At 58.6% G+C, this 22,993-nt stretch carries 29 protein-coding genes; 13 read left to right on the forward strand and 16 right to left on the reverse strand.

Translation table 11 applies throughout. The features are described 5' to 3' along the window. Window positions 1–82 precede the first annotated feature (82 nt). From QQX03_RS01515 to QQX03_RS01530, 4 genes are all read left to right on the forward strand, one after another. A complete protein-coding gene (locus QQX03_RS01515) occupies window positions 83–1,309 on the forward strand; it encodes a sensor histidine kinase (protein WP_285976121.1) in 1,227 nt (408 codons plus the stop codon). Beyond that, window positions 1,306–2,103 carry a LytR/AlgR family response regulator transcription factor gene (locus QQX03_RS01520; protein WP_285976122.1) on the forward strand — a complete coding sequence of 266 codons (798 nt, stop codon included), beginning with the start codon at window positions 1,306–1,308 and terminating at the stop codon, window positions 2,101–2,103. The genes QQX03_RS01515 and QQX03_RS01520 overlap by 4 nt, the downstream gene beginning before the upstream one ends. Continuing rightward, window positions 2,103–2,963, forward strand: coding sequence for a carboxylating nicotinate-nucleotide diphosphorylase (gene nadC / locus QQX03_RS01525; protein ID WP_285976123.1), 861 nt, complete (start codon window positions 2,103–2,105; stop codon window positions 2,961–2,963). The genes QQX03_RS01520 and nadC overlap by 1 nt, the downstream gene beginning before the upstream one ends. 74 nt (window positions 2,964–3,037) lie before the next feature. After that, window positions 3,038–3,247 (forward strand): T2 family ribonuclease, encoded by a 210-nt coding sequence (locus QQX03_RS01530; RefSeq protein ID WP_285976124.1) that lies wholly within the window; start codon window positions 3,038–3,040, stop codon window positions 3,245–3,247. A gap of 105 nt (window positions 3,248–3,352) precedes the next feature. Here QQX03_RS01530 and QQX03_RS01535 read toward each other — a convergent pair whose 3' ends face one another. Next, window positions 3,353–3,808: a nucleoside deaminase gene (locus tag QQX03_RS01535; RefSeq protein WP_285976125.1), complete on the reverse strand. Its 456-nt coding sequence runs from the start codon at window positions 3,806–3,808 to the stop codon at window positions 3,353–3,355. 167 nt (window positions 3,809–3,975) lie between these two features. Between QQX03_RS01535 and rpmB the strand changes: the two genes are divergently transcribed. After that, complete coding sequence (gene rpmB / locus QQX03_RS01540; protein ID WP_118055345.1) at window positions 3,976–4,266, forward strand: 50S ribosomal protein L28; 291 nt, start codon at window positions 3,976–3,978, stop codon at window positions 4,264–4,266. A 79-nt stretch (window positions 4,267–4,345) separates the two neighbouring features. Here the strand turns inward: rpmB and QQX03_RS01545 are convergent, their stop codons facing one another. The 3 genes from QQX03_RS01545 to xseA are packed head-to-tail and all read right to left on the reverse strand — an operon-like array spanning window position 4,346 to window position 6,948. Further along, entirely contained in the window at window positions 4,346–5,245 is a 900-nt protein-coding gene (locus QQX03_RS01545) for a M23 family metallopeptidase (protein ID WP_285976126.1), read from the reverse strand. After that, the gene (locus tag QQX03_RS01550) at window positions 5,242–5,445 is read right to left on the reverse strand and encodes a DUF2093 domain-containing protein (protein ID WP_285976127.1); all 204 of its coding nucleotides are present in this window, start codon (window positions 5,443–5,445) and stop codon (window positions 5,242–5,244) included. The genes QQX03_RS01545 and QQX03_RS01550 overlap by 4 nt, the downstream gene beginning before the upstream one ends. Before the next feature lie 36 nt (window positions 5,446–5,481). Further along, window positions 5,482–6,948, reverse strand: coding sequence for an exodeoxyribonuclease VII large subunit (gene xseA, locus QQX03_RS01555; protein ID WP_285976128.1), 1,467 nt, complete (start codon window positions 6,946–6,948; stop codon window positions 5,482–5,484). On the opposite strand from xseA, the gene purD reads away from it, so the two are divergent. Both purD and QQX03_RS01565 read left to right on the forward strand, forming a co-directional pair. Next, a complete protein-coding gene (purD, locus tag QQX03_RS01560; protein ID WP_285976129.1) occupies window positions 6,947–8,221 on the forward strand; it encodes a phosphoribosylamine--glycine ligase in 1,275 nt (424 codons plus the stop codon). The genes xseA and purD overlap by 2 nt on opposite strands. A gap of 47 nt (window positions 8,222–8,268) precedes the next feature. Continuing rightward, window positions 8,269–8,436, forward strand: a complete 168-nt coding sequence (locus QQX03_RS01565; RefSeq protein WP_285976130.1) for a hypothetical protein — start codon at window positions 8,269–8,271, stop codon at window positions 8,434–8,436. A 6-nt stretch (window positions 8,437–8,442) separates the two neighbouring features. On the opposite strand, the gene QQX03_RS01570 is transcribed toward QQX03_RS01565, so the two are convergent. Continuing rightward, a complete protein-coding gene (locus QQX03_RS01570) occupies window positions 8,443–9,438 on the reverse strand; it encodes an adenosine kinase (RefSeq protein ID WP_285976131.1) in 996 nt (331 codons plus the stop codon). Window positions 9,439–9,573: 135 nt separating this feature from the next. On the opposite strand from QQX03_RS01570, the gene QQX03_RS01575 reads away from it, so the two are divergent. The 3 genes from QQX03_RS01575 to QQX03_RS01585 all read left to right on the forward strand — a co-directional run bounded on the left by QQX03_RS01575 (window position 9,574) and on the right by QQX03_RS01585 (window position 10,956). Then, a complete protein-coding gene (locus QQX03_RS01575; RefSeq protein ID WP_285976132.1) occupies window positions 9,574–10,167 on the forward strand; it encodes an EI24 domain-containing protein in 594 nt (197 codons plus the stop codon). Window positions 10,168–10,307: 140 nt separating this feature from the next. Further along, entirely contained in the window at window positions 10,308–10,721 is a 414-nt protein-coding gene (locus QQX03_RS01580) for a hypothetical protein (protein WP_285976133.1), read from the forward strand. 19 nt (window positions 10,722–10,740) lie between these two features. Beyond that, window positions 10,741–10,956, forward strand: a complete 216-nt coding sequence (locus QQX03_RS01585; protein WP_285976134.1) for a hypothetical protein — start codon at window positions 10,741–10,743, stop codon at window positions 10,954–10,956. Between the two features lie 20 nt (window positions 10,957–10,976). On the opposite strand, the gene QQX03_RS01590 is transcribed toward QQX03_RS01585, so the two are convergent. The 11 genes from QQX03_RS01590 to QQX03_RS01640 are packed head-to-tail and all read right to left on the reverse strand — an operon-like array spanning window position 10,977 to window position 18,083. After that, complete coding sequence (locus QQX03_RS01590; RefSeq protein WP_285976135.1) at window positions 10,977–11,333, reverse strand: HesB/IscA family protein; 357 nt, start codon at window positions 11,331–11,333, stop codon at window positions 10,977–10,979. Window position 11,334: 1 nt separating this feature from the next. Then, complete coding sequence (locus QQX03_RS01595) at window positions 11,335–11,838, reverse strand: SUF system Fe-S cluster assembly protein (RefSeq protein WP_285976136.1); 504 nt, start codon at window positions 11,836–11,838, stop codon at window positions 11,335–11,337. A gap of 9 nt (window positions 11,839–11,847) precedes the next feature. After that, a complete protein-coding gene (locus tag QQX03_RS01600; protein WP_285976137.1) occupies window positions 11,848–13,074 on the reverse strand; it encodes a cysteine desulfurase in 1,227 nt (408 codons plus the stop codon). Next, window positions 13,065–13,490 (reverse strand): hypothetical protein, encoded by a 426-nt coding sequence (locus QQX03_RS01605; RefSeq protein WP_285976138.1) that lies wholly within the window; start codon window positions 13,488–13,490, stop codon window positions 13,065–13,067. The genes QQX03_RS01600 and QQX03_RS01605 overlap by 10 nt, the downstream gene beginning before the upstream one ends. Then, window positions 13,487–14,239, reverse strand: coding sequence for a SufD family Fe-S cluster assembly protein (locus QQX03_RS01610; RefSeq protein WP_285976139.1), 753 nt, complete (start codon window positions 14,237–14,239; stop codon window positions 13,487–13,489). Before QQX03_RS01610 ends, QQX03_RS01605 begins: the two co-directional genes overlap by 4 nt. Further along, on the reverse strand, window positions 14,232–14,981 hold the full coding sequence (sufC, locus tag QQX03_RS01615) for a Fe-S cluster assembly ATPase SufC (protein WP_285976140.1): 750 nt from the start codon (window positions 14,979–14,981) through the stop codon (window positions 14,232–14,234). The genes QQX03_RS01610 and sufC overlap by 8 nt, the downstream gene beginning before the upstream one ends. Then, a complete protein-coding gene (locus QQX03_RS01620; protein WP_285976141.1) occupies window positions 14,968–15,456 on the reverse strand; it encodes a hypothetical protein in 489 nt (162 codons plus the stop codon). The genes sufC and QQX03_RS01620 overlap by 14 nt, the downstream gene beginning before the upstream one ends. After that, complete coding sequence (locus tag QQX03_RS01625) at window positions 15,456–15,650, reverse strand: hypothetical protein (protein WP_285976142.1); 195 nt, start codon at window positions 15,648–15,650, stop codon at window positions 15,456–15,458. Before QQX03_RS01625 ends, QQX03_RS01620 begins: the two co-directional genes overlap by 1 nt. Beyond that, window positions 15,647–16,198, reverse strand: a complete 552-nt coding sequence (locus QQX03_RS01630; RefSeq protein WP_285976143.1) for a DUF559 domain-containing protein — start codon at window positions 16,196–16,198, stop codon at window positions 15,647–15,649. The genes QQX03_RS01625 and QQX03_RS01630 overlap by 4 nt, the downstream gene beginning before the upstream one ends. Then, on the reverse strand, window positions 16,195–17,676 hold the full coding sequence (gene sufB / locus QQX03_RS01635) for a Fe-S cluster assembly protein SufB (protein WP_285976144.1): 1,482 nt from the start codon (window positions 17,674–17,676) through the stop codon (window positions 16,195–16,197). The genes QQX03_RS01630 and sufB overlap by 4 nt, the downstream gene beginning before the upstream one ends. Next, on the reverse strand, window positions 17,673–18,083 hold the full coding sequence (locus tag QQX03_RS01640) for an RrF2 family transcriptional regulator (RefSeq protein ID WP_285976145.1): 411 nt from the start codon (window positions 18,081–18,083) through the stop codon (window positions 17,673–17,675). The genes sufB and QQX03_RS01640 overlap by 4 nt, the downstream gene beginning before the upstream one ends. Before the next feature lie 192 nt (window positions 18,084–18,275). On the opposite strand from QQX03_RS01640, the gene QQX03_RS01645 reads away from it, so the two are divergent. The 3 genes from QQX03_RS01645 to QQX03_RS01655 all read left to right on the forward strand — a co-directional run bounded on the left by QQX03_RS01645 (window position 18,276) and on the right by QQX03_RS01655 (window position 22,936). Beyond that, complete coding sequence (locus tag QQX03_RS01645) at window positions 18,276–19,316, forward strand: quinone-dependent dihydroorotate dehydrogenase (RefSeq protein ID WP_285976146.1); 1,041 nt, start codon at window positions 18,276–18,278, stop codon at window positions 19,314–19,316. Window positions 19,317–19,325: 9 nt separating this feature from the next. After that, complete coding sequence (gene ggt, locus QQX03_RS01650; RefSeq protein WP_285976147.1) at window positions 19,326–21,050, forward strand: gamma-glutamyltransferase; 1,725 nt, start codon at window positions 19,326–19,328, stop codon at window positions 21,048–21,050. A gap of 92 nt (window positions 21,051–21,142) precedes the next feature. Further along, window positions 21,143–22,936 (forward strand): AMP-dependent synthetase/ligase, encoded by a 1,794-nt coding sequence (locus tag QQX03_RS01655; protein WP_285976148.1) that lies wholly within the window; start codon window positions 21,143–21,145, stop codon window positions 22,934–22,936. Window positions 22,937–22,993 lie beyond the last annotated feature (57 nt).

A 22,993-nucleotide genomic window follows, 5' to 3' on the forward strand; every position in this document is an offset into this window, starting at 1 on the left:
CCGTCCAGCAGTGTAGCGCGCGCGACGGCAAGCGGCAAAACAAATGGCACCTTGCCTATCAAATCGGCTAAGAGGGAGAGGTATGTCGGTGCTACCCTTCCAACCCACGCCGTTCTTTGCCAATAAGAACAAGGCGTTCTGGAACCTTCAGCTTGCAGGCTGGGGCGGCGCATTTTTGCTGCGCGCAGCCGCGGCAATTGCCAACGGCCAACCACTCGATCTTTTAGCCGTGATAATTGTGACCACGATCACCGGATTTTCGATCAGTCTGATCCTGTCCGTGGTCTACCGGCAATTGATCAGCAAGCAGCCCTTCGTCACATGGGGTTTGACGATGATCGCGCTGCTTGTGGGGGTTGCGCTTTACGCTTCGATGGAAACATGGGTGCACGGCATTTACAGTGCAGGCATTGTCGAAAGCACATTTGCGCAGCGGTTTATCGGCTTCGTCTACATTCCCGCAACGTTGCTGGGCGGTTGGACTGCGCTTTATTTCGCAATGAACTATTTTTTGACGGTCGAAGAACAAGCCGACCGTTTGGAGCGCCTGGAAGCGCAGGCCACCAGTGCGCAGCTAGCCATGCTGCGCTACCAGCTTAATCCGCACTTTCTGTTCAACACACTGAATTCGATCAGCACACTGGTTCTTCTTAAACAAACCGAGCCTGCCAATGCGATGCTATCCCGCCTATCCGCATTTCTGCGGCACACGTTGATCATGGAACCGGGCAGCATTGTGACTCTGGCGCAAGAGATGGAAACCTTACAGCTCTACCTCGACATCGAACGCATGCGCTTCGAAGACAGGCTGCGTACGGAATTCACAATCGATGACGAAGCAAATGGCGCCCTTTTGCCTTCGATGTTGCTGCAGCCATTGGTAGAAAACGCCGTCAAATATGCCGTCTCTCCGCAAGAAGAAGGCGCGCGGATCGATCTGACTGCCAAGGTAAGTAACGGGCGGCTCAAGATCGAAGTCTCAGACACCGGGCCCGGCGTGAATGGGCCGCGCCAAGGCAGTCTGCTCGAGCTTGCAAAACAAAACGCCCAGCAAACCACGTCCACCGGGGTTGGGCTGGCGAACATCCGCAATCGCTTGATGCAGGCCTATGGCGACAATCACCAGTTCCGGACCAGCTCCGGTTCAGGTGGCGGATTTATTGTCACGATCGATATCCCGTTTGAAACCGCTGAAGAGGAGGCGGCCGAAACCGCTCAAGAATCAGCCCCCGCACAGCTGGCAAGTCCGGCACAGCAATCAACCACCGCGCCCTTTGCCCCCGGGCGCCCATTGGAATCCAACGCATGACTATTCGCACAATGCTTGTCGATGATGAGAAGCTTGCCATTCAAGGCCTCCGGCTGAGGCTGGAACCATTCGCGGACATCGAAGTGATCGCAACTTGCGCCAACGGGCGTGAGGCGATTCGCAGGATCAAGACCGAGAAGCCCGATCTTGTGTTTCTGGACATACAAATGCCCGGCTTTGACGGCTTCGGCGTGGTCAAGGGTGTGATGGAGATCGAGCCGCCATTGTTCGTGTTTGTCACAGCCTATGAAGAGCATGCTATTCGTGCATTCGAAGCCAATGCCGTCAACTATCTGATGAAGCCGGTCGATCCCGACAAGCTTGCGGACACGGTTGAGCGCGTGCGCCAGCGTTTAGCCGAGAAAAAATCTGCCGAGGAAGCTGACAAGCTCAAGAATGTCCTCGCACAGGTGGCTCCGGATCAGGCGCAAGCCATGGACGAAGGCGAGACTGAAACAAGCGACCGCTTCGAGAAGCTGATCAATGTGAAAGATCAGGGCCGCATTTTCCGCGTTGAAGTCGATACAATCGAGCGGATCGAGGCGGCTGGCGACTATATGGTGATCTATACCGCAGAGAATTCTCGGATCCTGCGCGAGACGATGAAGGATCTTGAGCGCCGGCTGGATCCCCGCACCTTCCAGCGCGTGCACCGCAGCTGGATCGTCAATCTCGATCAAGTGCGCCAGGTGAAGCCGCACACGAACGGTGAATGCTTCCTGGTGCTGGAATCCGGCGCCGAGGTGAAAGTCTCGCGTTCCTATCGCGACGTCGTGGCGCGTTTCGTTCACTGATGGCGTTTGAACTCGAGGGTTTTGATCTCGACGCATTCGTGCGCGAGACTTTGGCCGAAGACCTTGGCGAGGGCCTTCCTGACGGCGGGCGCGACGTCACTTCGGAAAGCGTGATCCCGGCAGACGCGCGCTTTTCCGGCGTGATGGATAGCCGCGATGCAATCATCGTTGCAGGCCTGCCGATTGCCGAGGCATTTTTCCTGGCACTGGATCCCGGGATGGAGATCGAGCTGTTGGTGCAGGATGGTGATGCGGTTGAACCCGGCACCGATCTGATGCGCCTTTCCGGTAATGCGCGTGCCATGCTGACTGCAGAGCGCAGCGCACTCAACACTGTGCAGCATTTGTCCGGCATCGCCACTATGGTGCACGAATATGTGGTCACAATGGACAACCCCGATTGCACTTTGCTGGATACCCGCAAGACAATCCCCGGCCTGCGTTACCTTGAGAAATACGCGGTGCGCATGGGTGGTGGCAGCAACCACCGCATGGGGCTGTGGGATGCAGCCATGATCAAGGACAACCATGTGCTGGTCGCTGGCAAGGTCGGCGAAGCGGTGCGCCGCGCAGTCGCAGCTGGCGTGAAAGAGATCATCTGCGAAGTTGATCGGATCGACCAGATCGAGCCCGCTTTGGAAGCTGGCGCCACCCGCCTTCTGCTCGACAATATGGAGCCATCTACACTACGCGAAGCAGTAGCGCTGGTTGCTGGCCGCGTTCCAACCGAGGCAAGCGGCGGGATCAATCTTGATACAATCAAGGCCAAGGCGGCAACGGGCGTGAACTATGTTTCTGTCGGCCGCCTAACCCAAAGTGCGCCTGCCGCCGATATCGGGCTCGATTTCACGCCGTTATGAAGAAGTGACTTTGGCTTGCCGTTGCATTGCTCGGCCTGCCCACACAAACAATCACTCAGGCCTATCAATGCCGCATGCCGCAATGGGTCAGCGTGCCTCAGATGCGCACGGATGGGCCAACACGCACGGTCTCCGTCACTGGCTACACAATCGCGCTGAGCTGGAGCCCCGAGTTCTGCAAGGGGCGCAAGACGGATGCGCGCCAGCGCACGCAGTGTTCGGGTCGCAATGGCCGCTTTGGCCTTATCGTGCGCGGCTTGTGGCCCGATGGATGCAGCACCTGACCGCAGTGGTGCCCCACGCAGCGGGTCATCAGTCAGGCTGAGGCACGCAAGAATATGTGCATGACGCCCTCGGCCCAGCTGATCGCGCGGCAAGAGGGCTGACGATCACCGCCGCGCCTTGAAGAAATCGCGTAATATTTCAGCAGCTTCTGTTTCGCCCATACCCGAATAGACCTCTGGTCTATGTAGCGCTTGCGGATGTTCGAACACGCGCGCGCCGTGTTCCACGGCTCCACCTTTGGGATCGCTCGCAGCGTAGTAGAGCTTGCCAATGCGAGCATGGCCGATCGCACCCGCACACATCGCGCAAGGCTCCAGCGTGACATAGAGATCGCAGTCTATCAGCCGTTCGCTGCCCAGCCTCACCGCGGCTTCGCGCAAGGCAACAATCTCTGCATGGCCAGTCGGGTCAGGCGGGGTGCGCGTGCGATTTGCAGCGACGCTGAGCACTTCTTCCCCCTTCATAACCACCGCGCCAATAGGCACTTCGCCTCGCGCCCCGGCTACACGCGCGGCATCCAGCGCGAGTTGCATTGGCTGAGGAATGGGCCACTTGGTCATATCAAGCGCGCTAGCCGTATGCGCGTCAGGCCGCAACTTTGCTTGACGATTCGGGAAGCCCCCGCTATGCGCCCGCCTTCGCTGGAAACCAGTGGTTTCAGACGAAATTTTTGATGGGCTGCCGATTCGCATCCAAGGCCAACCATAGAAAACGAACGAGAGATATCATGTCGCGTATTTGCGAACTGACCGGCAAGGGTCGCCAGGTAGGTAACAACGTTAGCCACGCTAACAACAAGACCAAGCGGGTGTTCCTGCCAAACCTGCAGAACGTTACGCTGCTGAGCGAGAAGCTGGGCCGCAGCTTCAAGTTCCGCGTATCAACCAACGGTCTGCGTTCGGTTGAGCACAATGGCGGCTTGGACAACTGGCTCTTGAAGACCAAGGACGAGAAGCTTTCTGCGCGCGCCGTCAAGGTGAAGCGCGAGCTCAAGAAGGCAGCTAAAGAAGCTGCATAATCCACTGGTCCCGCAAGGGACGCAAGTTGGTCAAAGGGCGCGCAGAGAAATCTGCGCGCTTTTTGTTGCCGGCTTTGGGCTATGCCTCGGGGGCTACAAACAGCAGTGGGTCTAGCCGCGCATCGTGCCATTTCAGACTCCAATGCAGATGCGGGCCGGTTGCGCGACCTGACGCGCCGACATTTCCGATATGCTGGCCTTGTGTCACTTGGTCACCTTCGCGCACCATCAGCCGCGAGGCATGCAGAAACGCGCTGTTCAATCCGTGCCCGTGATCGATGATCAACAGATTGCCTTCCAGCGAGAAATTGTCCGCCGCCAGAACCACAACCCCATCAGCAGGTGCAACGAAGGGCGTGCCCGCGCCCGGAGCAATATCGAGGCCGGAATGATAGCTGCCCGGTTCGCCGTGATAGATGCGCTGCGAACCGAAACGCCCGGAGATACGGCCCTTGACCGGCCAGATAAAATCCTGCTGCCAGCCGGTCGCGCCGGTGACTTTCTCGCGCGCAACTTTGATTGCCAGCCATTCGGGCTCGCGCTTCTTCCACCACGCCTCGCTGCTGCCACCGCTGCGCTTGGCAACGTTGACATGCTCGATATTCCACGCCCGCGGAGCCACATCTATCTGGCGTTCGATCACGCGGCCGTCTTCAAGCGTGGCCCGAAGGATTGCCGGGCCGGTCGCATCGCGATCAAATGCTGCAAAGAAACGGCCATCCGTTTCAACGCTTAGCCGCGTATCGCCAAGCGTGGCCAATTCTGTCCCACGCGGCACCAGACCTTTGACCCAGCCGCCTTGAGTCAGTTCCCCGGCGAGTTCAATCGCGTCGCGGCTAGTCGAAATCTCGGCATTATCGTTGGGAACAGCCGATCCGACAGCCAAGGTCGGCAGCAGTGGATTCGGTGCATTGTTGCGCGGCGCATTCTCGCAGGCCGCAAGCGCCAGCAGCCCAACACCGGCGAGGGCAGGCCTCATGGTTCGGCGGTCAACCGCTTGGTCGCGATTTCGCAGGTCGCATAGGCTTCCTGATACTCAGCGCTCCAATACCGCAGCTCTTCGAGCTGGATTGCTTCGCCGCTGACCGCGCAACGCACAAAATTGCCTCCGCGCACCACTCTAAAGGAGCTGGCACCGTAGTGAAGTTTGGCTTCGCCATTTCCGGAATTCATTAACATGACAGCTCCTTTAGCAAGCCAATGCCGAACCGACAATTAACCGAACAGGTCGTCTTGTTTCGGCGGCACTGATGGTTTCTTCCGTGCCGGCTTTGCCGGTCTCTTGAGCGACGAATCATCGCCTTGAGAGACTTCCAAACGGCCATCTGCGAACTGCAGCACCAACGCTGCCTCCTTGGCGGCCATCTCGCGCGAAGTCAGCGCTTTGTCATTACCATCGCGCACAATCGCATAACCGCGTTTCAGCGGCTCTTCCGGGTGGAATTGCTGCGCCAGCCGCGCCAGCACGATGAGCGCGTCCTGCTTTTGCATTATCGGGCGCCGGACAAGATCGGGTGTCAAACGAACCCGCGCCAGCTGGCGACTTGCATCTTCCATACTGCGTTTGAGCAGCGTCGGCGACAACCGGGCTGAGGTGCCCGCCAGTTTCTCTCGCCCCTGCCCTGCCTGGTCGCGCAATCCGCGCCGCAAACGTTCAGACAGCTCGTCCAGACGCTGGGTATGCGGCTGAAACAGCGCCTCCAGCTTAGGCATACGGCGCACCCGCGCCTCCAGCCGTTCACTCCCAAGTTCGACCGGGCGGAGCACTGCGCGGCGCTGACGATTGGCCAAATCGGCGACGGTTGCGATCAAGTCCGCGCGCACAGGAACCACCATCTCGGCTGCGGCGGTGGGCGTGGGTGCACGGCGGTCCGCAGCATAGTCAGCCAGTGTTGTGTCGGTTTCATGGCCGACCGCAGAGATGACGGGGATCGGACAATCGGCGATGGCGCGCACCACCACTTCTTCGTTGAAGCTCCACAGGTCTTCGATCGAGCCACCCCCGCGTGCAACGATCACTACATCGGGGCGAGGAAGCGGTCCGCCCGCATCAAGCGCGGCGAATCCGCGTATAGCGCCGGCAACTTGCTCGGCTGCGCCCTGCCCTTGCACCAATACCGGCCAGACCAGCACCTGGCTGGGGAAGCGGTCCGCCAACCGGTGCAGGATATCGCGGATGACCGAACCCGTGGGCGACGTCACAACGCCAATCACTTTAGGCAGGAAGGGCAAAGCCTGCTTGCGTTCGCGCGCGAACAGCCCTTCGGCTTCTAGCTTCTGCCTGGTCTTCTCCAGCAGCGCGAGCAGCGCCCCCTCGCCCGCGATCTCCAGACTGTCGATCACGATCTGGTATTTGGAGCGCCCGGGATAAGTGGTAAGTTTTCCGCTGGCGATCACTTCAATCCCGTCTTCTGGGACGAAAGCGAGACGCTGGGCATTGCCGCGCCACATCACGCCATCCAACACAGCATTCTCGTCTTTCAGCGCAAGGTAAAGGTGGCCAGACGCGGCGCGTTTCACGCCTGACAATTCCCCGCGCAACCGCACAAAGCCGAAACGATCCTCAACCGTTCGCTTAAGCGCAGCAGAAATCTCGGTGATCGAGAGAGGCTCGGCGTTGTCGCCTTGCCGCTCGCGCGCTACCAGCCCGTTATTGCCATCATCAGGGGACGAAGCGGCCATGAATATCCTTTTGCTCGGTTCAGGTGGGCGCGAACATGCGCTGGCGTGGAAGCTGGCGCAATCCCCCACATGCACCAAATTGTTCGCAGCTCCCGGCAATCCCGGGATCGCCGAAGAAGCCGAGCTGGTTGGCCTCAACGCAAGCAGTCACGCCGCAGTCGTCGATTTTTGCGAAGCGCACAACGTCGGCCTGGTTGTGATCGGGCCGGAGGCACCATTGGTTGACGGTTTGGCAGACAGTCTGCGCGATTTCGACATTCCTGTATTCGGCCCCAGCAAAGCTGCCGCGCAGCTCGAAGGAAGCAAGGGCTTTACCAAGGATCTGTGCGAACGTGCCGGCATCCCTACCGCGGGATACGTGCGAACAACTTCATTGGATGACGCGAAGGCAGCGCTCGATCGTTTCGAACCGCCCTATGTCTTGAAAGCTGACGGGTTGGCCGCAGGCAAAGGCGTGGTCATCGCGGAGAACTGCTCGGACGCTGAAGCTGCGCTGGCTGACATGTTCGGCGGGCAGTTCGGTGAAGCAGGCGCAGAGGTGGTGATCGAGGAGTTCATGACCGGCGAGGAGGCAAGTTTCTTCGCACTCACTGATGGCACCGCGATCATCCCTTTCGGCACAGCGCAAGACCACAAGCGAGTGGGCGATGGCGATGTCGGCCCCAATACCGGCGGTATGGGTGCGTATTCGCCAGCGCCAGTTCTGACAGAGCAACTGCAAGCGCGCGTGATGGCTGAAATCATCGAGCCAACCGTGCGCACGATGCGTGAGGAAGGCATGCCCTATTCAGGGGTGCTCTATGCCGGGCTAATGTTGACAGAGGCTGGCCCCAAACTGATCGAATACAATTGCCGTTTCGGCGATCCGGAATGTCAGGTTTTGATGACGCGGCTCGAAAGCGATCTGGCGGCGATCATGCTTGCCTGTGCGAATGGCTCGCTGCAGGGCACGTCGGGCGAGTTCTCGTCGCAAACCGCGATGACCGTTGTGATGGCAGCGAGGGGCTATCCCGACACGCCGGCTAAGGGTGGCGCAATCAGCCTAGGTGATGTGGATGCCAGCGGTGCGAAGGTGTTCCACGCGGGCACCGCAATGCGCGATGGTCAGCTGGTCGCAAATGGCGGGCGTGTGCTCAATGTGACAGCAACTGGCGCGAATGCAACCGAAGCGCAGGCAGCCGCCTATGCAGCGGTCGATGCAATCGATTTTCCCAGCGGGTTCTGCCGCCGCGACATTGGCTGGCGCGAAGTGGAGCGCGAGGCGCAAAATTGATCTAGATCATTGTGCGCGGGCGCTAGCCACGCTTTATTTAATACGTCTTGTTTGAAGGAAAGCGCTATGAAGAGATCCTGTTTCTCGATTGGCTTACCGATGCGCACAATTATCCTGAGATAATGGACTTCGATCTCGATCCACTACAAGTCGAGGATATCGCAGACTATATCCTCACACTGCGTAGTGACGATTATGCGGGGGCCATGGACTAGTAAGGCTTAGCCAAGTTGCTCAGCGATCAGGGCCTTCAGGTCCGCTTCGGGCCGCGGTCCATAGTGGCTGATAACCTCGGCAGCCGTGATTGCGCCGCGCTTGAGACATTTATCAAGTGGCTCGCCTTTGGCAAATCCTGAGAGGAATCCTGCCGCAAACTGGTCACCTGCCCCGGTTGTATCTATCACTTTGTCGACCGGTTCTGCCTTGACTTCAGCGCGTTCGCCGTGCGCGATGGCTATGGCGCCCTTCTCGCTGCGGGTTGCGACCAGAACCGGAACTTTAGCAGCAACCGCTGCCACTCCGGCTTCAAAGTCATTCAGACCAGTCAGCGTCGCGAGCTCATGCTCGTTTACGAACAGAATGTCGATCACGCCATCATCGAGCATCTGGCGGAAATCATCGCCGTGGCGTTCAATCACAAAGCTTTCGCTGGCAGTAAAGGCGACCTTGCGGCCTCCGCGTCGCGCAACTTCGATCGCGCGTCGCATAGCCTTGCGCGGTTCTTCCGGGTCCCACAGATAGCCTTCGAGATAGAGGATTGCGCTCGACGCGATCAAGTCTTCACTAAGCGATTCAGCTGGCAGGAATTGCCCGGCGCCAAGGAAGGTGTTCATCGTGCGCTCGCCATCAGGCGTCACGAAGATCAGACAACGCCCGGTTGCGGGTTCACCTTCGCGCATCGGCGTGTCGAAATCGATGCCTGTGGCGCGCATGTCATGCGCAAACACCTTGCCCAGCCGGTCATTGGCTACCTGGCCGATAAAGGCGCATTGCAAGCCAAGCGTCGAGAGACCGGCGAGCGTATTGGCCGCCGATCCGCCAGAGATTTCGCGTGCGGGCGGCATAGCCGCATACAATTCTTCTGCGCGCGCCTCATCAAGCAGCGTCATCCCACCACGATTGAGCTGGAGCTCATCGATCAGTTCTTCAGAGCACGATGCGATAATATCTACGATAGCATTGCCGATGGCGATCACGTCATAGCGGGGCTCAGTCACGGAAATTCCTAAAACTACAATGAGCAACTTACGACGCACCGCCTAGCGTGCAAGTCAGCGCAGGCCAAGGACAGAATGGCTTGTCATTCTTCAGTCAGCGTTGACTTGGCGGCGCGAGCAATGGAAATGGCAGCAATGAGCGCTGTTGCAAAATCGATGGTCGTTGCGGTTGGAGAATTTTCGGATGGGGCGATCCTGAAGGTGCTCGCGAAAAGTCTCACAATCACGATTATAGTGCTCGTCGTTTTCGGATTTTCCTTGGCCGAAAGCCTGCCGCGGTTATTGAGTTATTATCTCGAGGCAGAGGGTGACACTTATGTCGTGCTGTCGTGGGTCATATCAGTAGCTGCCGTCTGGTTTCTTTTTCGCATAGTCGCACTGGCGGTGATGCAGTTCTTTACTGGCGAAGTCGTTCTGGCGTTCGAGCAATGCCATTATCCCGAATGCGCTGCCACAGCGCTCGAGCTGCCGTTTCGTGAGGATTTGTCAAACAGCCTCCGCGGAGCCGGCCGCGCCCTGCTGTTCAACGCGCACGGGCTTCCTATCGCATTGATCCTGTTTTTCACGGCTATTGGGCCTGCGGTGGTGTTCTTGTTTATCAACGCTGTCCTGTTCGGCCGCGAGCTTAACGATATGAGGTGGTGGCTCGGGCACAGGCCAACACGGGATGCAGCCACGCCTGTTGGCAGCTTCGAGCACCTTCTGCTTCGGGGGCAATTGCCGGGCTGATGACTGTTTCGTTTGCAAATTTACTTGCCCCCGTAATCGACGCCGCGTCAGGAACCCATTTGGTGCAAAGTTTTAGCAAAAGATTACCATAGAGGCTTTTCATGTCGCCAATTCGCACTTTTTTGACCTTCCTAGCTGCTGTGGCGCCGCTTTCAGCATGCGTCTCTACAGGAGGTGGCCCGATCATCGTGCACGATCGCACATCATCGCGGCCCGAACCTGCATCGCAAAGCCAGCGCAACCCGCCAGGCACGCCCGCTACCGAGGCCACAATTCCGAGTGCACCACAGGCCTTGAGTAGAGCGGGGCTGGAAGGTGTGATTGGCGCAGGCGCAGCGCAGTTGCAGCGTCAATTCGGCAACCCGCAGCTGGACGTGCGCGAAGGCGATTCGCGCAAGCTGCAGTTTGCTGGCGAAGCCTGTGTGCTCGACGTGTTTCTCTACCCTGACAGGCCTGGCGCCACGCCCACTGCGGCCCACGTGGAGGCGCGCCGCGCGAGTGATGGGCGCAATGTCGATCGTGCAGCCTGTGTACGTGCGCTGCGCAGACAATGAAGTGCGGGTCGGTCGTTTCATGGCAGAAATGGCCCGCGAAGCGCCGAACTTTCGCCGGAACCTCGTATTGGCGTTCGGCAAAAAACCCGCAGGCGTAGATTACACCGAAGCGGCCGCTGCGGGCAATCTAGTGGACGATTTCGAGCAGGTTTGGCTGGAAAAGATGGTCGATGCCGATGGCGAAGTCGATGATCTGGAACGTGCGCTGCTATCCCGGATCATCGAAGAGGGTTGAGGGACGCCATCTGGCGCAACTCAGACCATAAAACTTTCGCCGCAGCCGCATGCGCCCTTGGCATTGGGGTTTTCGAATACGAAGCCAGCGGTGAAATCGTCCTCGACCCAATCCATGATTGAGCCGACCAGATAGAGCACGCTTGCGCCATCGATGTAGAAAACGCCGCCGGGCGTTTCGATCTTCTCATCAAACCTGGCTTCTTCCGTGACGTAGTCGACGGAATAGGCGAGGCCAGAGCAGCCCCGCCGCGGGGTCGACAGCTTGACGCCAATGGCATCGTCAGGCGCCTTGCCCATCAGTTCGGCAATACGGGCCTCAGCGCCTTTTGTCAGGGTTACGGCGGCGGGGATCTGGCGTGTCTTAGTGTCTGTCATCTTACAGCATCCCCAGTTCAAGCCGCGCTTCGTCAGTCATCTTGTCCGGTCCCCACGGCGGGTCCCATACAAGCGACACTTCAGCGTCGCGTATGCCCGGCACACTGGCGGCGCGCAGCTCGACTTCACCTGGCATTGACTCAGCCACCGGACAATGCGGCGTGGTCAGCGTCATCGTAACCATCGCATCGGCATCTTCGGTGATCTCGACACCATAGATCAGGCCAAGATCATAAATGTTGACCGGGATTTCGGGATCGTAAATCTCTTTCAGCGCAGCGATCACCGCATCATGCAGTTCGCCGCCTGGCTCGGCAGGGGAAACATTCTCCGGCTTCTTCGCAAGGAACCCTTCGAGATAATCGCGCTTGCGCTCAAGCTTGTCGCTTGCGCTTTCAGAATCAGGGTCAACCGCATCCTCGACGCGCGCACGACGTGGCTTCACGACCTGCTCTGTCGGCGAAGGTGCCGCAATGAATTTCTTTTCCTCAGATGGCTTATTCATAGGCGCTTCCTAAGCGAAAATCTTTCTTGTTCTAACAATCCCGTCGAGCAGCGCTTCGACATCGCTTTCGTCCGAATACAATCCAAAGCTTGCGCGCGCAGTGGCAGGCACGCCGAGATAATCCATGAGTGGCTGTGCGCAATGATGCCCGGCACGGATCGCGACATTGGCTTCGTCCAATATAGTGCCCAGATCATGCGGATGAACCCCGTCGAGCATGAAACTGACGATGCCCGCGCTGTCTGCCGGGCCATAAATCGTCACATCGTTCATTGGGCTGAGCGCGTCGCGCAATTGGGCAACCAATGCAGTCTCACGTGCATGGATCACGTCCATGCCGATGGCATCGACATAGTCGATCGCTGCATGCAGCGCGACAGCTTCGGTAATCGCCGGCGTACCCGCTTCAAAGCGCTGCGGGGCAGGCGCGTAAGTGGTTTTGTCGAATGTGACGCGGTCGATCATCGCGCCGCCGCCTTGATATGGCGGCATTGCGTTCAGAATTTCGCTCCGCGCCCAAAGCGCGCCAATCGCGGTCGGGCCATAGAGTTTGTGCGCACTGAAGACGTAGAAATCGCAATCGAGCGGCGCGACATCAAGCTTCAGACGAGGTGCCGCCTGGCACCCATCGAGCAGCAGCTTTGCGCCCACGCCATGCGCCAGGCCCGCCGCGCGTTTCGCATCGAGGACCGAGCCGAGTACATTCGAGACATGCGCGAGCGCGACAAGTTTGTGCCGTTCGGTCAGCATGACCTCGGCGGCATCCAGGTCGATCTGGTGATCACTGGTGAGCGGGCAGATATCGATATGCGCGCCAACCTTCTCTGCCAGCATCTGCCACGGCACAATATTTGAGTGATGCTCCAGCGCTGAAAGCAGAATGCGGTCGCCTTCGCCGATATTCGCTGCGCCCCATGTTGCCGCGACCAGATTGATCGCTTCGGTTGCGCCGCGTGCAAATACAATTTCTTCTTCCTTGCCGCCGATGAAGTCAGCTGTGCGGCGGCGCGCCGCTTCATAAGCAAGAGTCATCTCTGCCGAGCGCGAGTACACTCCGCGATGCACGGTGGCATAATCCTGGCCCAGCGCACGCGCCATCGCATCAATAACCGCCTGCGGCTTTTGCGCCGTCGCTGCGGTATCGAGATAGTGCCAGGCCTTCCCGTCAGCCGTCAGCAGGCCGGGAAAATCCGATTTGCTGTCGGCTAGACGGGCGGAGGCGAGCGTCAGGGACATACGCTCTTCGTCCATTGACCAGCGTCTTCGCCACGCGCGCACTTGCGTCGCATGCCGGCTTCGACAGCTTGCCATTGCCCATTGGAAAACCTGACGCCAAGGCGCCATTGGACACCTGTAACGGAGTGGTTTTCCACCTCGTCGGCCGTCACAATCAGAATGCGCATCGAGCGATTGCCTGGATGGCGAACCTCGTGCACATCGGCATCGTTGCGATCGAGACCAAACTGTTCGAGATAGAATTCGGCAATGTCGCGCGGCTTGTCATAAGTGATGCCATAGCGCTCAATTGGCGTGAATGCGTCTTGAGGCGGGACCGCCCCCTCCTCTGGATTGCTGGCTGAAAGTGCAACTGCACCACCCACAAGAAACAAAGAGAACGCCAGCGCTGAAACTGACTTTGCTGAAATCTTCATAAATTCCCCTCCAGTTCATCAAGTGCTAGGGCGATCATACGCTCGGCTTCATCCTGGTTTCGCATTTCCACAAAAGCATCGCCAATAAACGCCTGCACTAACAGCTTGCGCGCTACATCCGGCGCGATGCCACGCGCCGCCATATAGTATCGCGCCATCTCGTCCATTTGGCCGATCGCAGCGCCATGCGCGCATTGCACATCGTCTGCGAAAATTTCGAGCTCCGGCTTGGTGTTGGCGGTGGCACCCTTTTCCAGCAACAAAGCGCGGAAATTCTGCGCCGCGTCGGTCTTTTGCGCACCCTTCACCACATCAATGCGGCCCAGGAAATTTCCGGTAGAACGGCCCCATTGCACAGCGCGCACAGTCTGGTTCGATGTGCCATTGGGCCTTGCGTGGATTGTGCGCGTGACAAATTCCTGGGTCGCATCGCCGCCGCCCACTGTCACGCCGCCGAACTCAAAATGCGCGCCGTCTTCCAGCGTCACTTCAAGCTCGAGCCGTGCGTAAGGACCCGCCGCGTTCAATGCGAACATCGCATAACGCGCGCCCTTGCCCAGATGCACACGCAAGCGTTCCACTCCAGCCGCGACAATGCGCGTGTCTTCGCGCTCTTCGCCCGCTGCGACGGTCAATTCCCGCCAGTCGGTCAGCGTGGATAGCTCTGCATCCCGAAGGTAACCCGCGTCGGCATAGCGCCATGCCTCTTGCGAGTTGGTAGGGCGTTCAAGGGTTGCCGCTTCAGGCATCGGCCATCACCACATCATAACCCTCTTCTTCAAGTCTGAGCGCCAGCTCAGGCCCGCCGGTCTGAACGATCCGGCCCTTGGCAAGAACAGACACCTTGTCCGGCTTCACGACGTCAAGCAGGCGTTGATAATGCGTAATCAGCAGCACGCCCTTGGCAGGATCGCGCATGATCGCGTTGATCCCTTCACCCACAACACGCAGTGCATCGATGTCCAAACCGCTGTCGGTTTCATCGAGCACCGCAAACTTGGGATCAAGGATGCCCATCTGCACCATTTCCGCGCGTTTCTTCTCTCCGCCGGAAAAGCCGACATTCACCTGCCGTTTCAGCATCTCCATATCCATGCGCAGCAGGCCTGCCTTCTCTTTGGCGAGCTTCAAGAATTCGCCGCCCGAGAGCGGTTCTTCGCCGCGCCCCTTGCGCTGCGAATTCAATGCCTCGCGCAGGAACTGGACATTAGATACGCCGGGTATCTCGACCGGATATTGGAAGCCCAGGAACATGCCGGCCGCCGCGCGCTCATGCGGTTCGAGCTCGAAGAGATCTTCCCCGTTGAAGGTGACGGACCCTTCGGTCACTTCATAGCCTGGCCGGCCGCCCAGCACATAGGCGAGCGTCGACTTGCCAGCGCCATTGGGCCCCATAATGGCGTGGATTTCACCGGCGGCAACTTCAAGCGTTAGCCCGTTCAATATCTGCTTGCCGTCAATCTCGGCGTGGAGGTTCTCAATTTTCAGCATTGGGTAACGAAACTTCCTGTTGAGCTTGCTGTTCAGGTTGATCAAGCGGCGCCTGGGATGGCGCATGGGTGGTGGTGTATCGTGCGAGCCTTTGTTCACGATGACGCAAACTGTCATCAACGAAGCGGCCGCGCTGCACGTGGATATAGCCAATCGTGTCGAATGCCCGGGTCACATCTTCGGGTGTGAACAGTTCTTCACGGCCACGACGCTCCATCATCCGGTTAGAGGCCTCGATCGATTCCTGGTAAACCTTCGTGCAACGCGGAAGATCGCTGCGGTGCTGCTGCTCGAAATCCGGGAGCCCGCGCGCAATACGATTGCCGTAGTTGAGGCAACGCCGATAGTCTTCGACAAATGGCGTGATCGCCACGTCATAGGCCAATTCCCAGGTCTCGCTGATCACCGCGTCCTGCGCTGGCACGGCGGTCGCCGCCTGCAATGACAGCGCAACAACGGCCGAAGACAAAAGCATCAGAAGACCTCCATGAACTGCGGAAAGAAATAGATCGAGATCGCTGCAAACAGCACCATCATGAACTTGCCCGGGATCGAAAATCCTCGTGTCAGATTCATCACCATCATCGAAAGTGCAGCCAATTCCGGGACCAGGAAGAACAAGATCTTCTGCATGTCCGGCGCATACAGGTCATTAAGTCCAGGTATCATTCGTCGCCCCCATTTTGCTCGTTGGTGCGACCCGATGATTGCGTGTTGTCGTTGTGTCGATCTTGGCGCGGCGTAGAGCGCTCGAAATGTTCGCGGCGCGCATCACGCTTGTCCGCAATCCGCATGCGCATACCGGCGCTGATCCGCTCGAGCACAGCGTCCATATTCTCCAGGATATCCGAAGCCTTGATCCGCATCACGCGGATATTGACCACCTCCAGGCTTTTGTCGCGGCGCTTCGCGATGGCATCGTTCTGCCCCTCTTCGTCAATCGCGATCGCCATGCCGAGATTGTGGCAATTGAAATCGACAATCGCGCTGCCAACCACGGCAAAGCGTTTGAAGGTGTAGCGGCCAAGATCGGCCTTGGCGAAGCGCGCGGCGAGCGCCTTGTGCGCAGGCGAGGCAAACCGCTTCATCTCGCGCGCTTGATCGTGCAGCGCATCGAGACGCTTCTCCGAAATCTCCCAGCCGCGGCCCTTCTTCTTGAGATTGGGCGCGTCGGTGGCGGGTGCATCAGATAGCTTGAGGGTTCTTCGTTCAGTCACCCCACACTCCCCTCAAGCGAAATCGCAAGCAGCTTTTGCGCCTCGACGGCAAATTCCATCGGCAGCTCTTTCAGCACGTCCTTGGCAAAGCCGTTCACGATCAGTGCCACCGCCTCTTCTTCATCCAGCCCGCGCTGCATCGCGTAGAACAGCTGGTCGTCGCTGATCTTACTCGTAGTCGCCTCATGCTCGATCTGAGCTGAGGGGTTCTTCACTTCGATATAGGGCACGGTATGCGCGCCGCATTCCGATCCGAGCAGCAGGCTGTCGCATTGCGTGAAATTGCGCACCCCATCGGCATTGGGGCCAACCCGCACCGATCCGCGATAGGTGTTGTTAGACTTGCCCGCCGAGATGCCCTTCGAGATAATCGTCGAGCGCGATCCCGCGCCGTTATGTATCATCTTGGTGCCGGTATCGGCCTGCTGGTAATTGTTGGTCAACGCCACCGAGTAGAACTCGCCCACACTGTCTTTGCCATTCAATACGCAGGAAGGGTATTTCCACGTCACCGCGCTGCCGGTTTCAACCTGAGTCCAGCTGATCTTGGAACGATCGCCCTGGCACAGACCACGCTTGGTGACGAAATTATAGATGCCGCCCTTGCCCTCTGCATCGCCAGGATACCAGTTCTGGACGGTCGAATATTTGATCTCCGCATCTTCCATTGCGACCAGTTCTACGACGGCCGCGTGCAACTGGTTCTCATCGCGCATCGGCGCGGTGCAGCCTTCGAGATAGGACACGTAAGCGCCCTTCTCGGCGATGATCAGCGTACGCTCGAATTGGCCCGTGTTTTCGGCATTGATGCGAAAGTAAGTGGAGAGTTCCATCGGGCAGCGCACGCCCTCTGGAATGTAAACGAATGTGCCATCTGAAAAGACCGCGCAGTTCAATGTCGCGAAGAAATTATCGCGCTGCGGCACAACCTTGCCGAGCCACTTCTTCACCAGGTCTGGATATTCCTTGATCGCCTCGCTGATCGAAAGGAAGATTACGCCCGCCTTTTTCAGCTCTTCACGGAAAGTGGTCGCCACAGAGACACTGTCGAACACAGCATCAACCGCAACCTTCTTCGCACCCTTTACGCCGGCCAGAACCTCTTGTTCGCCGAGCGGGATACCAAGCTTGTCATAGACCGCCTTGATATCGGGATCGAGATCGTCGAGCGAATTCAGTTCCACCTTCTTGGTCGGTGCGGCGTAATAATAGGCGCCTTGATAATCGATCTTGGGATAGCCGACCTTGGCCCAATCGGGCTCTTCCATGGTCTGCCAGAGACGGAATGCCTTAAGGCGCCATTCGAGCATCCATTCAGGTTCACCCTTCTTGCCCGAGATAAACCGTACGGTATCTTCGGTCAGGCCTTTCTCGGCAAACTCGGTCTCGATGTCTGCCGACCAGCCGTGCTCATAGTCCGCCGCTTTCGCCGCAGCATCGCGAGCTTCGCGATCTTGAATGTCAAGTTCTTCGCTCATGCTATCTCTTCAATTCGGGTGAGGCTCGTCAGCGAAATGTCTGCCAGAGCGCCGCGCAAAGCATTGTTGATCTTCGGCCAATGGGGTTTGACCGAGCAATTGTGGTCCATCGCGCAATAGGGCCCTTCGATGCACGCGGTCAGCGCAATCGGGCCTTCGACCGCTTCGACTATGTCTGCCACACTGATCGCGGCGGCAGGGCGCGCCAACTGCAAACCGCCGCCGGCGCCGCGCACCGATCGCAGCAAGCTTGCGCCAGTCAGTTTACTGACGACTTTCTGCACTGTCGGCCCAGGGATTCCGGTTTCCGCAGCCAATTCTCCTGCGGACACGCGACCGCCGCCACAATGACGCGAAGCGGCGCACATGATGACCACGGCGTAATCAGCTAGATTGGACAGTCGCATACTAATCCTATGAAAATTGGACTGATTCGTTCCAATTTGGGAGATAGGGGAGGAATTCTGCAGATTCAACGCCAAAACCTTAGTTGCGAGTCATTAGCGCTTAGCGCTAGGCCTACAAGCGGGCTCCCGCAGCCAGACGACTAATGCTTCGGCCTCGACAGGCCTGACGCACCTTGTCATAGGCGCATCACCATGTTGTTTCGTCTTCTGCGCCCCGCCATTTTCGCTTTAGATTCCGAATCAGCTCATCGCATGGCAATCGAGGGGCTACGCCTGATGCCGCACCGCGCACCCGCAAGAGCCGGGCAACTGGCCGTGGAGCTTGCAGGAGTCGCCTTTCCTAACCCGGTGGGCGTCGCTGCAGGCTTCGATAAGGATGCCGAAGTCCCTGACGCGCTGTTGGGGCTGGGATTTGGCTTTGCAGAGGTTGGCTCCATCACGCCGCGGCCGCAGGCGGGTAATCCCAAACCGCGCCTGTTCAGACTGGTTGAAGACAGGGCTGTGATCAACCGGATGGGGTTTAACAATAGCGGTGCAGAAGCGGCACTGAAAAGGCTGAAAAGGCGCAGAGGGCGGTCGGGCGTTGTAGGAATCAACATCGGCGCGAACAAGGACTCTGATGATCGCATCGAAGATTATGCGATCATGACACGGATGATGACGCCGCACGCAAGCTATCTGGCGGTAAACATCTCCAGCCCCAACACGCCGGGACTGCGCGCGCTGCAGGACGAAGGCGCATTGACCGAATTGCTGGACGCCGTGATCGAAGCGCGCGGCGCGGTGTCCGAAGCGGAGCCGCCACCTATCTTTCTTAAAGTAGCGCCTGACCTGGAGCCGACCGATATTGACGCAATCGCCCGGATCGCTCTCGACAAGAAACTAAGCGCGCTGATCGTTTCGAACACGACGATATCGCGGCCAGAGCTGCGCTCGCACCACGCCGGCGAAGTCGGCGGGCTTTCTGGAGCACCTTTGAAACCGCTGGCGACTCAGCGCGTGCGCGATTTCCGTTCAGCGACCGGCGGCACGATTCCGCTGGTTGGCGTTGGCGGCATCGCCAGTGCAGAGGATGCGTGGGAGCGGATCAAAGCGGGCGCGAGCCTGGTCCAGCTGTATAGCGCCATGGTCTATGAAGGGCCGGGCCTGGGCGCGAAAATTGTTCGCGGGCTGGAGCGTCTGATGAAACGCGAAGGCTATTCCACCATTGCCGAAGCGGTCGGAAGCGAATAGCCAGCCCGTATGAGACCCAATCGACTGACAGCGCTGATCGCGCTTTCGCTAATGGCCTCTTGCACAGGGGCATACTCCTCGCCGCTGGAAATGACTTTCCACGCACCGGACGTGGCCGAACAAGGCGCTGTCAGTGCGGCTGATCCGCGCGCGCAAGCAGCAGGTGAAGAGATTCTCGCTAAGGGTGGAAGCGCGACCGATGCTGCAATCGCAGTGATGCTGGCACTTACAGTGGTTGAGCCGCAAAGCTCTGGAATAGGCGGTGGTGGATTTCTGCTCCGCGGAGCCCCTGATGGCAAGGTCATTTCCTACGACGGCCGCGAAACAGCTCCGGCGGGTGCATCGCCCGAATGGTTCTTGAACGAAGACGGTTCGCTGCCGGGATTTCGCGAGTCAGTTGAGAGTGGTTTGAGCGTCGGCGTGCCGGGCAATATCCGCATGGCTGCACTGGCGCATAACAATCATGGCAAGCTTTCTTGGGCTGAATTATTCGAGCCCGCGATAAAGCTGGCCCGCGACGGTTTCGGGATGAACGAGCGGATGTACAACTCGCTCAACCAGCGCCCTGAATTTGTAGCAGGAACGCAGGCAGGGCGGGACCTTTATTACGATTCCGATGGCAAAGTCTTGCCCGCAGGCTCCTGGATCAAGAATGAAGCGCTGGCGCAAGCTTTTGAACGGATTGCAAAGCAAGGCTTCCAGGCTTTCTACGGAGCTGAGCTTGGCGAAGAAATTGTGGCAACCGTCGCTTCCGCCACTCCGAGCGAAGGCGCAATGACAACCGAAGATCTGGCCGGTTACGAACCCAAAGTGCGCGATGCAGTATGTGGCAGCTATCGCCGCTACCGGGTGTGCAGCATGGGGCCGCCCAGTTCTGGCGGTGTCGCTGTGATCCAGATGCTGGGTCAGCTGGAGCGGTTTGATTTGGCCGCCTTGGGCGTTGAGAATCCTGTCACCTGGCACCTGTTCCTCGAATCCCAACGGCTCGCCTATGCCGACCGGGAAATCTATATGGCCGATTCCGACTTCGTGCCGGTGCCGGTCGCCGGGCTGATCGATCCATCCTACATTGCGCAACGAAGCGCGCTGATCGATGCGTCAATGCGCGCCGAGAGCGTTAGCCCGGGCAAGCCCGAAGGCGCGGACATCGCCTGGGCGGATGGTGACGAACCTGAAGAGCGCGGCACATCTCACTTCTCCGTGGTTGATCGCGCCGGCCATATGGTCAGCTATACCTCAACCATTGAAAGCTCTTTCGGTTCGGGCCTGATTGCCCATGGCTTCTTCCTCAATAACGAGCTGACCGACTTCAGCCGCGCTCCAGAGGTGGACGGAAAGCCTGTCGCCAATCGGGTTGAAGGCGGCAAACGCCCGCGCAGTTCCATGTCGCCTACGATCGTTTGGGACCCGGATGGCGAACCTTTCATGATCGTTGGTGCAGCAGGCGGCCCAACAATACCTGTGTCGACAACCCGGGCGATTATCGGCGCGATCGACTTTGGCCTGACAGCTGAGCAGGCGCTCGCCCTGCCCTTCACAATGGCCTTTGGCGACCGGATCATTTTTGAAAGCGGCACTTGGCTGGAAGATCAAACCACGGCATTCGAAGCGCTTGGCCATAGCCAGTTGATCGCGCGACCCGCCCCGATCAAAGTCAACGCGATTCTGCGCGAGAATGGCAGTTGGGTTAGCGTGCGCGACCCCAGAATCGAAACCCTGTTGATCGTACCCTGATGCGGCTTGGACTTGCCGCTACATTTGCAGGACTTTAGAGCAGCAAAAACAGATATAACAAAACAACCTTCCCCTGGAGCAGGAGCAAATCAGTGGCGCTGGCCGAAATCGATAGTGCAAACACTCTGGTTGAACTCTTTCTGTCGCGAGCCGACGAGAAAGGCGATGCGCCGTTTCTGGCCGCGAAGAAAGATGGTGAATGGATAACCAGGAGCTGGCGCGAAACAGCTGAGCAAGTCTGCTTGATCGCCGAAGGCCTACGCAGGCTGGGCCTCAATGATGGTGACCGCGTCTGCATCGTCAGCGAGAACCGGCCGGAATGGTGCATAGCCGATCTGGCGATCATGGCTGCGGGCTGTGTGTCGGTTCCAACCTACATTACCAACACCCCGCGCGACCATGCGCATATCTTTGATAACTCGGGCGCGCGCGCTGTGTTTGTCTCGACCGAGAAGCTGCTCGCTCCGGTTCACAATGCAATCCAGTCCACCGGCCTGATCGAACATGTGATCGGGATTGAAGACCTTCGCCGCCATCAATCGGGGCCGTTCGACTATCACGGCTGGGACACATTGACTTCGGGCGATGCCGCTGAAGCGCGTGCCGTAGTGGATGCGCGCATGGCCGGTATCGGACGCGATACAACCGCGTGCATCATCTACACCAGCGGAACCGGCGGCGCACCGCGCGGTGTGTTGCAGCATCATGGCGCGATCCTGTGCAATGTGGCGGGCGCGGCTGAAATCCTGCTCGAAGATTTCGGAATCAAGGATGAGCGTTTCTTGAGCTTCCTTCCTGCAAGCCACGCCTACGAACACACAGGCGGCCAGTTCCTGCCGATCGGGGTGGGGGCGGAAATCTATTATTCCGAAGGGCTGGAGAAGCTCGCCAGCAATATCGAGGAAACCCGCCCCACGATAATGGTCGTGGTCCCGCGTCTGTTCGAGGTGCTGCGCACGCGCATCATGAAGACGGTCGAGAAGCAGGGCAAACTCGCAAATTACCTGATGGATAAGGCGCTGATGATCAGCGAGGGTGATCGCAAGCGCAAACGCGACAAGCCGATGGACTTCCTGATCGAGAAGACCCTGCGCCCCAAGATTCGCGCGCGGTTCGGCGGACGGATCAAGGCGATGGTGTCAGGTGGTGCGCCGCTGAACCCTGATGTCGGCAATTTCTTCGAAGCCATGGGGCTCACCATGCTTCAGGGCTATGGCCAGACCGAAGCCGGGCCGGTTATCAGCTGCAATCGCCCCAAGACAGGGCTCAAGATGGACACTGTCGGGCCGCCCATGCGCGGGGTCGAGGTGAAGATTGCCGATGATGGCGAGATCCTGGTGCGCGGTGAGCTGGTGATGCACGGTTACTGGCGCAATGAGGCCGAGACTGCCCGCACAATCGTGGATGGCTGGCTGCATACGGGCGACATTGGCCATTTGGACGAAGCCGGGCGGATCGTGATCACTGACCGCAAGAAGGACATGATCGTCAATGACAAGGGTGACAATGTCGCCCCGCAAAAGATCGAAGGCATGCTGACACTGCAGCCCGAAATCGCGCAAGCCATGGTGAGCGGTGACAAGCGGCCCTATGTGGTCGGTCTGATTGTGCCGGATCCCGAATGGGCGGTCGAATGGTGCAAGGCAAATGATGAAAAGTTCGACATGGCCACGTTGCAAGACTTGCCCGCATTCAAGAACGCAGTCCGCGCCGCGGTTGATCGTGTAAACAAGGATCTGTCAGTCATCGAGAAGGTGCGGCAATTCGCGTTTGCGGATGAGGGCTTCACAATCGAAAACGAAGAAATGACGCCGAGCATGAAGATCCGCCGTCACAAGATCCGCGATCGCTATCAGGAGCGGATCGACGGGCTGTATCGGGGTTAGTCGCTAACGTCTGATATTGGGTTGAAAGCGGACGTTCGAGCGGCTCTCTAAGATATC

The sequence above is a fragment of the Altererythrobacter rubellus genome, assembly GCF_030284385.1.
GTDB lineage: Bacteria > Pseudomonadota > Alphaproteobacteria > Sphingomonadales > Sphingomonadaceae > Erythrobacter > Erythrobacter rubellus.

Bases quoted from the DNA above. Each gene is read 5' to 3' on its own strand.
- QQX03_RS01605 (WP_285976138.1), bottom strand. From the start codon at position 13,490: ATGAAGATTTCAGCAAAGTCAGTTTCAGCGCTGGCGTTCTCTTTGTTT.
- QQX03_RS01515 (WP_285976121.1), top strand. From the start codon at position 83: ATGTCGGTGCTACCCTTCCAACCCACGCCGTTCTTTGCCAATAAGAAC.
- QQX03_RS01620 (WP_285976141.1), bottom strand. From the start codon at position 15,456: ATGCTTTTGTCTTCGGCCGTTGTTGCGCTGTCATTGCAGGCGGCGACC.
- QQX03_RS01575 (WP_285976132.1), top strand. From the start codon at position 9,574: ATGAGCGCTGTTGCAAAATCGATGGTCGTTGCGGTTGGAGAATTTTCG.
- sufB (WP_285976144.1), bottom strand. From the start codon at position 17,676: ATGAGCGAAGAACTTGACATTCAAGATCGCGAAGCTCGCGATGCTGCG.
- QQX03_RS01520 (WP_285976122.1), top strand. From the start codon at position 1,306: ATGACTATTCGCACAATGCTTGTCGATGATGAGAAGCTTGCCATTCAA.
- nadC (WP_285976123.1), top strand. From the start codon at position 2,103: ATGGCGTTTGAACTCGAGGGTTTTGATCTCGACGCATTCGTGCGCGAG.
- QQX03_RS01595 (WP_285976136.1), bottom strand. From the start codon at position 11,838: ATGAATAAGCCATCTGAGGAAAAGAAATTCATTGCGGCACCTTCGCCG.
- QQX03_RS01590 (WP_285976135.1), bottom strand. From the start codon at position 11,333: ATGACAGACACTAAGACACGCCAGATCCCCGCCGCCGTAACCCTGACA.
- QQX03_RS01530 (WP_285976124.1), top strand. From the start codon at position 3,038: ATGCCGCAATGGGTCAGCGTGCCTCAGATGCGCACGGATGGGCCAACA.
- rpmB (WP_118055345.1), top strand. From the start codon at position 3,976: ATGTCGCGTATTTGCGAACTGACCGGCAAGGGTCGCCAGGTAGGTAAC.
- QQX03_RS01535 (WP_285976125.1), bottom strand. From the start codon at position 3,808: ATGACCAAGTGGCCCATTCCTCAGCCAATGCAACTCGCGCTGGATGCC.
- QQX03_RS01545 (WP_285976126.1), bottom strand. From the start codon at position 5,245: ATGAGGCCTGCCCTCGCCGGTGTTGGGCTGCTGGCGCTTGCGGCCTGC.
- purD (WP_285976129.1), top strand. From the start codon at position 6,947: ATGAATATCCTTTTGCTCGGTTCAGGTGGGCGCGAACATGCGCTGGCG.
- QQX03_RS01625 (WP_285976142.1), bottom strand. From the start codon at position 15,650: ATGATACCTGGACTTAATGACCTGTATGCGCCGGACATGCAGAAGATC.
- ggt (WP_285976147.1), top strand. From the start codon at position 19,326: ATGAGACCCAATCGACTGACAGCGCTGATCGCGCTTTCGCTAATGGCC.
- QQX03_RS01645 (WP_285976146.1), top strand. From the start codon at position 18,276: ATGTTGTTTCGTCTTCTGCGCCCCGCCATTTTCGCTTTAGATTCCGAA.
- QQX03_RS01600 (WP_285976137.1), bottom strand. From the start codon at position 13,074: ATGTCCCTGACGCTCGCCTCCGCCCGTCTAGCCGACAGCAAATCGGAT.
- QQX03_RS01640 (WP_285976145.1), bottom strand. From the start codon at position 18,083: ATGCGACTGTCCAATCTAGCTGATTACGCCGTGGTCATCATGTGCGCC.
- QQX03_RS01550 (WP_285976127.1), bottom strand. From the start codon at position 5,445: ATGTTAATGAATTCCGGAAATGGCGAAGCCAAACTTCACTACGGTGCC.
- QQX03_RS01585 (WP_285976134.1), top strand. From the start codon at position 10,741: ATGGCAGAAATGGCCCGCGAAGCGCCGAACTTTCGCCGGAACCTCGTA.
- QQX03_RS01610 (WP_285976139.1), bottom strand. From the start codon at position 14,239: ATGCCTGAAGCGGCAACCCTTGAACGCCCTACCAACTCGCAAGAGGCA.
- sufC (WP_285976140.1), bottom strand. From the start codon at position 14,981: ATGCTGAAAATTGAGAACCTCCACGCCGAGATTGACGGCAAGCAGATA.
- xseA (WP_285976128.1), bottom strand. From the start codon at position 6,948: ATGGCCGCTTCGTCCCCTGATGATGGCAATAACGGGCTGGTAGCGCGC.